This window comes from Caballeronia sp. KNU42, from assembly GCF_053760385.1.
Window position 1 is genome coordinate 772,761 of record NZ_CM132388.1, and the last position, 11,879, is coordinate 784,639.

An 11,879-nucleotide genomic window follows, 5' to 3' on the forward strand; every position below is an offset into this window, starting at 1 on the left:
AAACCGCCGCTGATCGTTGGCATCACCGCGGCTTCCACGAAAGACAGAAGCATCCAGGAGGGGGTCATGGCGGATATTGCGGCACCTGAATTGAAGTCGGGCCAGGCGTCACAGCCTGCCAAACTGGTGGAGATGAACTGGGACCCGATCACGCGGATCGTCGGCAGTCTCGGCATTTATACAAAGATCGATTTCGAGCAGCGCAAGGTTGCGGAGTGCTACAGCACGTCGTCCATTTTTCGCGGCTACAGCATCTTCATGAAGGGCAAGGACCCGCGCGACTCGCACTTCATTACCAGCCGTATCTGCGGTATTTGCGGCGACAACCACGCGACCTGCTCGGTGTATGCGCAGAACATGGCCTATGGCGTGAAACCGCCGAACATCGCGGAATGGATCGTCAATTTGGGCGAAGCGGCCGAGTACATGTTCGATCACAACATCTTCCAGGATAATCTGGTGGGCGTGGATTTCTGCGAGCAGATGGTCAAGGAAACCAACCCCGGGGTGTGGGCCAAAGCGCAGAAAACCGCGGCGCCGCATGCCGAGATTCACGGCTACAAGACGATCGCGGACATCATGACCGCGCTGAACCCGTTCACCGGCGAGTTCTATCGCGAGACGCTGCATGTGAGCCGTTATACGCGGGAGATGTTCTGCCTGATGGAAGGGCGGCACGTGCATCCGTCAACGCTGTATCCCGGTGGCGTGGGGACGGTGCCGACCGTGCAGCTTTTCACCGACTACATCACGCGGCTGATGAAGTATGTGGAGTTCATGAAGAAGGTCGTGCCGCTGCATGACGACCTGTTCGACTTCTTCTATGAAGCGCTGCCGGGTTACGAGGACGTCGGCCGCCGGCGCATCCTGCTGGGCTGCTGGGGCTCGTTCCAGGACCCGGACGTATGCGACTACGACTACAAGACCATGACCGACTGGGGCCGCAGCATGTTCGTCACACCCGGTGTGGTCGTGGACGGCGAGCTGGTCACTACGGATCTGGTCGAGATCAACCTGAACATTCGCATTTTGCTCGGCAGTTCGTTCTACGATGACTGGGATCATGAGGAAACCTTTGTCCGGCAGGACCCGCTTGGCAATCCGATCGATCGCAAGCATCCGTGGAACCAGACCACCTTGCCGCGGCCGCAGAAACGCAAATTCGACGGCAACTATACGTGGGTCATGTCGCCGCGCTGGTACGACAAGCGCACGGGCGATTACCTCGCGCTCGATACCGGCGGCGGTCCGATCGCACGGCTGTGGACGACCGCGCTCGCGGGCCTGGTGGATATCGGCTATGTGAAGTCGACCGGTCACAGCGTGAAGATCTATTTGCCGAAGACGGCGCTTAAACCCGAAGTCGAGTTCGAATGGAAGATCCCGAAGTGGAGCAACGCGATTGAGCGCGACCGCGCGCGCACTTATTTCCAGGCCTATGCGGCCGCGTGTGCGCTGCATTTCGCGGAGAAGGCGCTGGCCGAATTGCATGCTGGCCATACGCGCACGTTCACGCCGTTCGAGGTCCCGGACGAAGCCATCGGCTGCGGTTTTCATGAAGCGGTACGCGGGGTGTTATCGCATCACCTGGTGATCAAGGGCGGCAAGATTGCGAACTACCATCCGTATCCGCCGACCCCGTGGAATGCGAATCCGCGCGATATCTACGGCACGCCCGGGCCCTATGAAGATGCGGTGCAAAACACGCCCATCTTCGAGGAGAACGGACCGGACAAGTTCAAGGGCATCGACATCATGCGGGCCGTGCGCAGCTTCGATCCGTGCCTGCCGTGCGGCGTCCATATGTATGTCGGGGATGGCAAGACCGTCGATGTCGCGCATTCACCGACCTTCGGCGTTGTGCCGGGCATGAAACCGGGAGGGCACTCATGAGCGGCGCGCGCGTGCTTGAGGAACAACAACGGCGCATCGACGAACTGATTGCAGCACTGGCGGCACTGGATGACACGCGTGCGCGCGATATCGCGCAGGCCTTGTTGCAGGTGGTGCTCGAACTGCATGCAAGCGGTCTTGCGCGGCTGGCCGAGATCGTGACCGAGGCGGATGGCGCCGATGGTCCGATCGTCGCCCGGCTGATGCAGGACAAACAGGTCAGCGCATTGTTGTTGCTGCATGGATTGCATCCGCAAGACCTGGCTGGCCGTGTCGAGCATGCGGTCGAAGGACTGCGGGCGCCGCTTGGTGCGCAAGGCGTAAGGATCGAACTGCTCGATGCACGGGAGGACCTGGTACGCGTTCGTCTGGCGGGCGTGCTGACTGGCAAGCACGTCACCCCTGCCGATGTGCAGAACGATATCGAGCGGGCGATTTTTGAACAGGCGCCGGACGTGGCGCGCATTGAAATAGACGGGATGCCGGACGTCAATGTCCACGAGCTGCGGTTTGTCGCAACGCTGCCAACATCATGAACGCACGCGGGGGGGAACAACCCGGGCAACGCGGCTGGGTGGCCGCGCTGCGCACGTTCGCCCGCCCGCCGGTGATGACGCTCTGTGAACTGTGCGGTGAACCGCTTGACGGCACTCATCCTCATCTGCTCGAACTGGAGCAGCACGCGTTACGTTGCTGCTGCCGTGCGTGCGCGTTGCTGTTCGGAAACCAGCAAAACGCGCGCTATAAGCGGGTACCGGGAAGCGTCCGCTGGTTGAGCGAGTTTCGTCTGAGCGACGAACAATGGGACGCATTGGCGATCCCGATCGGCATTGCGTTCTTCTATAGAGACTCGAGCGCGCAGCGCGTGATCGCGATGTACCCGGGCGCTGCCGGCGCGCTGCAGTCGTCGCTCGATCTGAGTGCGTGGGATCGCCTGGTTGCCGACAACCCGATCCTCGATACCCTCGAACCCGATGTCGAAGCGCTATTGGTGAATCGCGTGGAAGGCGCGCGTGAGTATTACCGCGTGCCTATCGACCAGTGTTATGCACTGACCGGCGTGATCCGGGCGCGCTGGCGCGGATTGTCGGGCGGCGTGGACGCATGGCGCGCAATTCACGCTTGTTTTGCGGCGCTGAAAGCAGGCGAGCGTTTGCCGGAGGGAGTGCCGAATGCCTGATCTTGACTTCGTCGTCGAGGGCGCGGAGATTGCGCTGCACTCGGTGTCACCGCTGCTGGTGTTCAAGCTGCGCGTGACGAATAAGAGCGCGGCCAACGGGTCACCTGCCCGGGAGGAAATTGCGAGCCTCGCGCTGCATTGCCAGATCCAGATAGAGGCGACCCGGCGGACCTATGAGCCGGTCGATCAGGCACGGCTTAGCGATTTGTTCGGCGTACCGCAGCGCTGGTCGCAGACGTTGCGGACCCTGCTGTGGACCCACGCGAATGCGGCTGTTCCTGCGTTCACGGATACCTGCGCGATCGATCTTCCGGTGCCATGCACGTTCGACTTCAATGTCGCGGCGGCGAAGTATTTCGATGCGCTCGGAGACGGAGAAATCCCGTTGATGCTGCAATTCAGCGGCACGATTTTTTATCGTGAGAGCGACGGTACGCTGCAGGTCGCGCGTGTTCCGTGGCACAAGGAAACCGCGTTTCGCTTGCCGGTCGCGACGTGGCGCGCAATGCGGGACTACTACTACCCGAACACCGCATGGATGTGCGTGCAGCGCGGCGTGTTCGAGCGGCTGGAGCGGTATCGGGTCGAGCGAGGCTTGACCGGCTCGGACGAAGCACTCACGTCCTTGCTGGATGAGACCCGTAGCGAACAGGCGTGGCCTGCGCAGGGAGGGTTGCAATGAACCCCGTCGACGGGATCGTTCAGGCCGTGCTGTACGAGGGATACATGCTTTACCCGTACAGACCGTCGTCGGTAAAGAACCGGCAGCGCTGGACCTTTGGCAGCGTGTATCCGCGAGCGTGGGCCGATTGGTCCGGCAGCGATGCATCGATGATGCAGACCGAATGCCTGATCGAAGGCGGCGACGAAACGCGTGTAACGGTGCGTCCATGTTTCCTGCACCTGATCGAGCGGGACGTGCGTGAGTTGAACGAGGCTGCGGCTGCATGGACGGGGCTTGATGCGTTGTCTACGCGGTCGGTGGCTTCGCTGGAAGTGGGCGGCCGCCGTTTCGACGCGTGGCAGGAAGCCGGTGAGCAGCACGTCGAGATCCCGGTATTGACGCTTGGCGAACTGTGTATCGAAGGGCTGCGCCTGCCGTTTTCACTGGCGGGCAGCCGCTCTATAGAGCCATTAATGGAAGCGGACGGCCGCGTGCGCGGTGCGCTCGTGCGCACGCGGGCGGCCATAGAAGGCCGTGTGGAATGCTGCGCAACGCGGGTCGATGCACGCACGGTCAGGCTCACCGTGCGCATCGTCAACGTGACGCCGGTTGACGAACCGCAGCGTTTGAATCGCGATGCCGCTTCGTCGTTTGCGCTGTTGTCATGCCATGCGGTGCTGGCTGTGGAGGGCGCGGCGTTCGTCTCCTCGATCGAGCCGCCGGACGAACTCGCTGAGGCGGTCGCGGCTTGCACGAATATCGGTTTATGGCCGGTGCTGGTCGGCTCCGGTGAACGCCACGACACCATGCTCGCGGCGCCGATCATCCTCTACGACTACCCGCAGGTCGCGCCAGAAAGCGCAGGTGATCTCTTCGACGCCACCGAGATCGACGAGATCCTGACGCTGCGCATCCTCACCATGACCGACGCCGAAAAGCGCGAGATGGCCGCAGGCGATGAACGCTCACGCGCGCTGCTCGAACGCACGGAAAGCCTCACCGCCAGCGACTTGCAGCGGCTGCATGGAACCTTGCGCGAAGTGCGCGCCGGTGCGGGCAGTTGGCGGGATGTCTCGGAAGAAACGGGAGAGGCTCCCGAAGATACGGCGCCCTGGGCCGAGCTTGACGCCATGCCTCCTCTTGCCTGCGTCAACGTCGATGGCGTGGCGTTGCAGGTCGGCTCGCGCGTCGTGCTGCATCCCCATGCACGCGCCGATATCTTCGACCTGGCTTTGCGCGATCAGATAGCGACCATCGAGTCGATCGAGCGCGATTTCGAGAATCACGTTCACGTTGCGGTAACGATCGACTGTGATCCCGGACGTGACTTCGGACTTGCGCGCATGCCGGGTCATCGCTTCTTTTTCGCGCCCGACGAGATTGAGCCGCTGCGCGAGGAGCGGCCATCATGACTTCGATGCTGGTAGCGGGAGTGGGCAACATCTTCCTGGGCGACGATGGTTTTGGCGTCGAGGTTGTGCGCCGTCTGCACGAAAGACGGTCCGGCCCATGGCCGCCAGATGTGCGTGTGATCGACTATGGAATCCGGGGGATCGATCTGTATTACGCGCTGCTCGACGGTGTGGATCTGGCTGTCCTTGTCGACGCAACGCATCGCGACGGACCGCCTGGCACGCTGTATGTGATAGAGCCTTCCATACCGAACGCCAATGAAGATTTCACAGGCGATGCCTCGCCGGTCCTGTTGTCTGCGCACGACCTCGATCCGGCGAAAGTCCTTCAGGCCGTGCAGGCGATGGGCGGTGAAGTGGGGCGCATTGTCCTGGTCGGTTGTGAGCCGGAAAGTCTTGGCACGGAGGACGGGCAGGAGGGCCGCATGGGACTGAGCGCACCCGTCGCGGCGGCAGTGGAGGAAGCAGCAGACACCATTGAAACGATGATCGACAGCATGCAGGCGCAGACCAACGTGGCCGACGCCGGGAGCGTGTCGCAGGATCACTGGAGAGCATGATGAAGTTTTTGCTGAAGTACTTGTTATTGTCCGGGCTGATCGTTGGCGTTGCGGCAAACCTGAAGGATATCCGCCGCTATATCCGTATCCGCAACATGTGACGGGCACGGCCATGAGCCTGTGTCCGCCTCCGGTTCGGGACGAACCGCCCGTGATTTCCCGGGCCGGTGAGGTGATTCGTGTGCGCGGACTGGTGCAGGGTGTGGGTTTCAGGCCGGCAGTATGGCGTCTTGCGCACGCTTGCGGTGTAAGCGGCGATGTAAGCAACGACAGCGAAGGCGTGCTGATCCACGCATGGGCTGACATCAGTACGCTCGATGATTTTGTCGAGCGCTTGCGCAGCGAGTGTCCGCCACTTGGGGCGATCGATTCCATCGAACGCCATGCGTTCCACGGGACACCACCTTCTGGCAGCTTCCGGATCGTCGCGAGTGAAAAGGGACGCGCGCACACCGGCGTGGTACCGGACGCGGTCACGTGCTGTGCGTGTATCGATGAAACGTTGGACCCGTCGACCCGTCGATATGGTTATGCGTTCACGAACTGTACGCATTGCGGGCCGCGCTTGTCGATCATTCAGGCAATCCCGTACGACCGCCCGAACACCACGATGGCGGCGTTTCCGTTATGTGAGACCTGTGCGAGTGAATATGACGATCCGAACGACCGGCGCTTCCACGCGCAGCCGATTGCGTGTCCGGCTTGCGGGCCGCGCCTGTGGCTGGAGTTGGCCGACGGTTCAGTGGCGGAAGGCGATGCGCTGGATGCCACGCGCCGCTTGATCGAGCGCGGCAAGATAGTCGCCATCAAAGGACTGGGCGGTTTTCAGCTTGCATGCGCCGCGTCAGATCATTCTGCCATTGCGAAATTACGCGTGCTGAAACATCGCGAGTGCAAGCCGTTTGCGCTGCTGGCGCGCGACGTGGCCATGATCGAACGCTATTGCGTGGTGAGCGGAGCAGACGAGGGCCTGCTTGAAAGCGCCGCAGGACCCATCGTCATCATACCGATGATCGATCGCGGCACGCTTGATCCGTTTCCCGGTGTCGCACCGAGTATCGCGACGCTGGGTTTCATGCTTCCTTCAACCCCGCTGCATCATCTGCTGATGCAATCGCTTGACGGTCCGGTCGTGCTGACCAGCGGCAATCTCGCCGACGAACCTCAATGCATCGATAACGACGAGGCCCGCCAACGCCTCGCCGGCATGGCCGACGCCTGGCTCATGCACGACCGCGACATCGCGCGTCGCGTGGACGATTCCGTCGCGCGGATCATGGGCGGCGTACCGCGCTTGCTACGGCGCTCGCGCGGTTATGCCCCTGCACCGCTGCGATTGCCGCGTGATTTTGGTGCTGCACCACCGGTCCTCGCGATGGGCGCTCAGCAGAAAAACACGTTCTGCTTGCTGCGCGATGGCGAAGCGGTTTTGTCGCATCACATCGGCGAACTGGAGAACGGCGAGACGTATCGCGACTACACGGTGTCGCTCGCGCGTTATCAACATCTGTTCGAGCACGACGCGGGTTTCGTCGCGGTCGACCTGCACCCCGAGTATCTGTCGCGCAAGCTCGGTATCGATATCGCACAGCAGCGGCATTTGCCGCTTGCCGAGATCCAGCACCATCACGCACATCTCGCGGCGTGCCTTGCGGAAAATGATGTCGGCTTGGGTACTGACGTTCTTGGTATCGTGCTTGACGGCCTTGGCATGGGCCTGGACAACGCGCTGTGGGGCGGTGAATTTTTGCTCGGCGGCTACGTCAATTTCAAGCGTCTTGCGAGCTTCACACCGGTCGCGCTGCCGGGAGGCGCGTACGCGGTTTGTGAGCCGTGGCGCAACACGTACGCGCATCTGTCCGCAAGCCTCGGATGGCCGCGTTTCGCTAAGCAATACGCGAAGCTGGACCTCCATCATTTTCTCGCCAATCGTCCGCTGACACTGCTCGATCAGATGATCGACGCAGGCATCAATAGTCCCGTTGCCAGCTCGGCCGGGCGTCTGTTCGATGCAGTCGCCGGAGCGCTGGGCGTGTGCCGCGAACGCGTCCAATACGAAGGGCAGGCCGCGATCGAACTCGAAGCGATGATCGATGCCCGTACGCTCAACGATGAAGACGACGCACGGGCGTATCCGTTCGACATCATGGAAGCCGATAGATCGCTGTTGATCAACCCGAAGCCAATGTGGATCGCGCTGCTCGACGACTTGCTGCGTGCCACGCCCGTGCCGGTCATGGCTACGCGCTTTCACAAGGGGCTTGCGATAGCGATCGTTCAGATGACGGTTCGTTTGTGTGCATCCACGCAGGTCAGCACCGTCGCGCTCTCCGGCGGGGTCATGCAGAACCGCGTGCTGTTCGAACAACTCACCGCACGCCTTGGCGCAGGCGGTTTTAACGTACTGACCCATCGCCAGGTACCGTCCAACGACGGTGGCATTGCGCTGGGGCAAGCTGCCATCACTGCCGCGCGTGCCCTGGCGTCCGCGTTTGTTGAACCACGGAGTACGTCATGTGCTTAGGCATCCCGGGACAGATCGTCGAGATCAGCGATGCGGACAATAATCTCGCATTAGTCGATGTAGGCGGAGTGCGACGGATCATCAACATCGCGTTCATCGTCGATGACGACCGGCCGCCGGCTGCGTGTATCGGCAACTGGGTGCTGGTGCATGTTGGCTTCGCGATGAGCCGTCTCGACGAAGCGGAAGCCTCGCGCACGCTTGCCCTGTTGCGTGAGCTTGGCGAAGCGCAGGCGGAGATGGCCGCGATGATGGAAGGCGGCGGGGGACCTTCGCCTCCTGACCCGTTCAATCACCACGATGGAGCGCGACATGACTGAACATCGTGCGCTGCATGGCCTGTATCCGTTTCTTCACGGCGAGCATCAGGACGCGGCGAAACTCGATGCTGCACTGCTGGAATCGGTCGCGCAGAAGGCGCAGGCCAGCATCGACGCGAAGCGCGCGTTCTTCGCGGTCCATGCCACCGCCGTGGTCGCGGTTGCACATGCGATCGCGGATGTTTATCGCCGTGACGGCAGGCTCTTTTCGATGGGCAACGGCGGCTCGAGTTGCGACGCCGCGCACATCGCAGTGGAGTTCCTGCATCCGGTTACGGCCGGGCGTCCGGCGCTCGCCGCGGTCAACCTAGTCGCCGATACCGCGATGATGACGGCCGTGGGCAACGACGTGGGCTTCGCGCATATCTATGTGCGGCAACTGGTGGCGCAGGCGCGTCGCGGCGACGGCCTGATCGGGGTATCGACAAGCGGCAACTCCGAGAACCTGCTCGCCGCATTTGCGAAAGCGCGCGAGATGGGCGTGGTGACCATCGGCCTCGCCGGGCACGACGGCGGCAAGATGGCAGCTCCCGGTGCGCTCGATCATTGCCTCGTGGTGCCGAGCGACAGCATTCATCGGATCCAGGAAACTCACGTCGCGATTTACCACATCCTGTGGGACCTGGTCCACACGCTGCTCGCCGATGAACGCGGCAGCCTGAATGTGCCCGACACAGCGGCAGCGGAGCGCGCGTCATGAAATACGTCGACGAATTCCGCGATCCCGAGAAGGCCCGTACTCTTACGCTCGCGATCAGCCGGCTGGTCGAGCGGATCGCGCGCGAGCGTGGCGGCCTCAATCGTCCGTTGCAGATCATGGAGGTATGCGGCGGCCATACGCATTCCATCTTCCGGTACGGCATTCACCAGATGCTGCCGCCCGAGGTCGAATTCGTCCACGGCCCGGGTTGCCCCGTTTGCGTATTGCCGATGGGCCGCGTGGACGACTGCGTGGCGCTCGCCGAACGCTCCGAAGTGATCTTCACGACCTTCGGCGACGCGATGCGGGTACCCGGCTCGCGCAAGAGCCTGCTGAAAGCGAAGGCCGATGGAGCCGATGTACGCATGGTCTATTCGCCGCTCGACGCGCTTGCTGTTGCGCGTGCGAATCCGCATCGCGAGGTGATCTTCTTCGGGCTGGGTTTTGAAACCACGATGCCGAGCACCGCGATGACCGTGCTGGAAGCGCACGCCCAACGCATCAATAACTTCTCGCTGTTTTGCAACCACATCACCATCATCCCGACGATCAAGGCCATTCTTGATTCCCCCGACCTGCATCTCGATGGTTTCCTTGGACCCGGACATGTGAGCATGGTGATCGGCACGCGGCCCTATCGTTTCATTGCTGAGCATTACCGGCGGCCGATCACCGTCGCTGGATTCGAACCGCTCGACGTGCTGCAATCGGTGTGGATGGTGCTGCGTCAAATCGCCGAAGGCCGCTGCGAAGTGGAGAACCAGTACGGAAGGATCGTGCCGAAAGATGGCAATGCGCAGGCGCTATCGGCGATCGAGCAAGTGTTCGAGTTGCGCGAATTCTTCGAATGGCGCGGGCTTGGATCGATCGATCACTCGGGCGTGCGGATACGCGAACGCTTCGCCGCTTACGATGCCGAGCGCAAGTTCCCCGTCGCGAACCTGAAGATCGCGGATCCGAAATCCTGCCAGTGCGGGGAAGTGCTCAAGGGGGTGATCAAGCCACAGCAGTGCAAGGTATTCGGCACCGCGTGCACGCCGGAAACGCCGCTCGGATCGTTGATGGTATCGAGCGAAGGCGCGTGCGCGGCGCATTATCGTTATGCCCGCGTAGATACATCGGCGTTGTATAGGCATGACGCTGCGACGGACACGCTCAAGCAGGGAGCGCAGGCATGAACGACCGGACCGGCAGGCTACGCGATGCCACGATCAATCTCGCGCACGGTGGCGGAGGCCGGGCGATGCGCGATCTGATCGAGGACGTATTTGTGCCGGCCTTCGACAACCCCGCGCTCGCCGCGCTCGAAGACCAGGCGGTGTTTCCGCTCGCGAACCTCGCGAGTCTTGGCGACCGGCTCGCGTTCACTACCGATAGCTACGTCGTCGACCCCTTGTTTTTCCCGGGCGGCGACATCGGCACGCTGGCGGTATCGGGCACGGTCAACGACCTCGCCATGTCGGGCGCGAAACCGCTGTTTCTATCGTGCGGGATGGTGATTGAAGAGGGTCTGGCAGTCGATGTCCTGCGTCGCGTGGCGGCAAGCATGCAGCGTGTCGCGATCGAAGCGGGCGTGTCTATTGTTACCGGCGACACCAAGGTGGTCGAGCGCGGTTGCGCCGATAAGTTGTTCATCAACACCGCGGGCGTGGGGGTCGTGCCGCCCGGCGTGAACCTATCGGCGCGACGGGCGCAGCCGGGTGACGCGGTGATCGTGAACGGCTTTCTCGGAGACCACGGCGCGGCGATCCTGGTCGCACGAAAACAGCTTGCATTGCAGTCCGATATAGCAAGCGACTGCGCGCCGCTCGCGTCACTGGTCGATGCAATGCTGAGCGCATGCAAGGACATCCACTGCATGCGCGACGCAACGCGCGGTGGGGTGGCCACGGTGCTGAACGAGTTTGCGGTGTCATCCGGTGTGGCGATCCGCATCCGGGAAAACGCGCTGCCGATCCGCGAGGAAGTGAAGGGCGCTTGCGAGATCCTCGGCCTCGATCCTCTGTATCTGGCGAACGAAGGCAAGCTGGTTGCGATTGTTCCCGCATACGCCGCGTCAAGCGTGCTCGCGGCGATGCATGCGCACCCGGCCGGCACGCGGGCGGCTGTGATCGGCGAGGTAGTTGAAGAACCCGCGGGCATCGTGGTGCTGAATACGGTGTTCGGTGGACAGCGGATCGTGGACATGCTGACGGGCGAGCAACTGCCCCGTATCTGTTAGCGAGGCGTCAGACACAAGGGCAGAGGGGCACGGCGTCATGCATGAACTGAGCATCGCGAATAGTGTCGTCGAGCTGTGCGCCGAACGGGCGATGGGCGCACGCGTGTTGCGCGTGACGCTGGAGATCGGCCGGTTGTCGGCTGTGATGCCGGATGCCATCCGCTTTTGCTTCGATGTCTGCGCGAAAGACACCGTGCTCGAAGGTGCGGCGCTGGAGATTGTAGAGACTCCGGGCCTCGCCCGCTGCCTGGACTGCGGCGGCCGCGTGGACATGACCGACCTGCTCGAACACTGCGCGTGTGGAAGCGTCAATCTCGAGCTGCTGGCCGGCAGCGAGCTGAAGATCAGACAAATGGAGGTGGTTTGATGTGTACCACATGCGGTTGCTCAAAAGGTGCCGGCACG

Annotated in this window: 13 protein-coding genes; all 13 read left to right on the forward strand. The window is 62.2% G+C overall.

Annotated elements, in window-relative coordinates; all coding sequences use genetic code 11:
* Window positions 1-66 precede the first annotated feature (66 nt).
* The 13 genes from ACSOSP_RS03405 to hypA are packed head-to-tail and all read left to right on the forward strand — an operon-like array spanning window position 67 to window position 11,841.
* Window positions 67-1,893 carry a nickel-dependent hydrogenase large subunit gene (locus ACSOSP_RS03405; RefSeq protein WP_455309578.1) on the forward strand — a complete coding sequence of 609 codons (1,827 nt, stop codon included), beginning with the start codon at window positions 67-69 and terminating at the stop codon, window positions 1,891-1,893.
* Window positions 1,890-2,429: a NifU family protein gene (locus ACSOSP_RS03410; protein WP_455309579.1), complete on the forward strand. Its 540-nt coding sequence runs from the start codon at window positions 1,890-1,892 to the stop codon at window positions 2,427-2,429. The genes ACSOSP_RS03405 and ACSOSP_RS03410 overlap by 4 nt, the downstream gene beginning before the upstream one ends.
* Window positions 2,426-3,073 carry a DUF5947 family protein gene (locus ACSOSP_RS03415; protein ID WP_455309580.1) on the forward strand — a complete coding sequence of 216 codons (648 nt, stop codon included), beginning with the start codon at window positions 2,426-2,428 and terminating at the stop codon, window positions 3,071-3,073. The genes ACSOSP_RS03410 and ACSOSP_RS03415 overlap by 4 nt, the downstream gene beginning before the upstream one ends.
* Window positions 3,066-3,755: a DUF6084 family protein gene (locus ACSOSP_RS03420; RefSeq protein ID WP_455309581.1), complete on the forward strand. Its 690-nt coding sequence runs from the start codon at window positions 3,066-3,068 to the stop codon at window positions 3,753-3,755. The genes ACSOSP_RS03415 and ACSOSP_RS03420 overlap by 8 nt, the downstream gene beginning before the upstream one ends.
* Complete coding sequence (locus tag ACSOSP_RS03425; RefSeq protein ID WP_455309582.1) at window positions 3,752-5,149, forward strand: hypothetical protein; 1,398 nt, start codon at window positions 3,752-3,754, stop codon at window positions 5,147-5,149. The genes ACSOSP_RS03420 and ACSOSP_RS03425 overlap by 4 nt, the downstream gene beginning before the upstream one ends.
* Window positions 5,146-5,709 carry a hydrogenase maturation protease gene (locus ACSOSP_RS03430; protein ID WP_455309583.1) on the forward strand — a complete coding sequence of 188 codons (564 nt, stop codon included), beginning with the start codon at window positions 5,146-5,148 and terminating at the stop codon, window positions 5,707-5,709. Before ACSOSP_RS03425 ends, ACSOSP_RS03430 begins: the two co-directional genes overlap by 4 nt.
* The gene (locus ACSOSP_RS03435; RefSeq protein ID WP_404604890.1) at window positions 5,706-5,810 is read left to right on the forward strand and encodes a DUF6893 family small protein; all 105 of its coding nucleotides are present in this window, start codon (window positions 5,706-5,708) and stop codon (window positions 5,808-5,810) included. The genes ACSOSP_RS03430 and ACSOSP_RS03435 overlap by 4 nt, the downstream gene beginning before the upstream one ends.
* Before the next feature lie 50 nt (window positions 5,811-5,860).
* On the forward strand, window positions 5,861-8,233 hold the full coding sequence (gene hypF, locus ACSOSP_RS03440) for a carbamoyltransferase HypF (protein WP_455309584.1): 2,373 nt from the start codon (window positions 5,861-5,863) through the stop codon (window positions 8,231-8,233).
* The gene (locus ACSOSP_RS03445; RefSeq protein WP_455309585.1) at window positions 8,224-8,553 is read left to right on the forward strand and encodes a HypC/HybG/HupF family hydrogenase formation chaperone; all 330 of its coding nucleotides are present in this window, start codon (window positions 8,224-8,226) and stop codon (window positions 8,551-8,553) included. Before hypF ends, ACSOSP_RS03445 begins: the two co-directional genes overlap by 10 nt.
* Complete coding sequence (locus ACSOSP_RS03450) at window positions 8,546-9,253, forward strand: D-sedoheptulose-7-phosphate isomerase (RefSeq protein WP_455309586.1); 708 nt, start codon at window positions 8,546-8,548, stop codon at window positions 9,251-9,253. The genes ACSOSP_RS03445 and ACSOSP_RS03450 overlap by 8 nt, the downstream gene beginning before the upstream one ends.
* A complete protein-coding gene (hypD, locus tag ACSOSP_RS03455) occupies window positions 9,250-10,431 on the forward strand; it encodes a hydrogenase formation protein HypD (RefSeq protein WP_455309587.1) in 1,182 nt (393 codons plus the stop codon). The genes ACSOSP_RS03450 and hypD overlap by 4 nt, the downstream gene beginning before the upstream one ends.
* Window positions 10,428-11,474: a hydrogenase expression/formation protein HypE gene (gene hypE / locus ACSOSP_RS03460; protein WP_455309588.1), complete on the forward strand. Its 1,047-nt coding sequence runs from the start codon at window positions 10,428-10,430 to the stop codon at window positions 11,472-11,474. Before hypD ends, hypE begins: the two co-directional genes overlap by 4 nt.
* A gap of 37 nt (window positions 11,475-11,511) precedes the next feature.
* Entirely contained in the window at window positions 11,512-11,841 is a 330-nt protein-coding gene (hypA, locus tag ACSOSP_RS03465; protein ID WP_455309589.1) for a hydrogenase maturation nickel metallochaperone HypA, read from the forward strand.
* Window positions 11,842-11,879 lie beyond the last annotated feature (38 nt).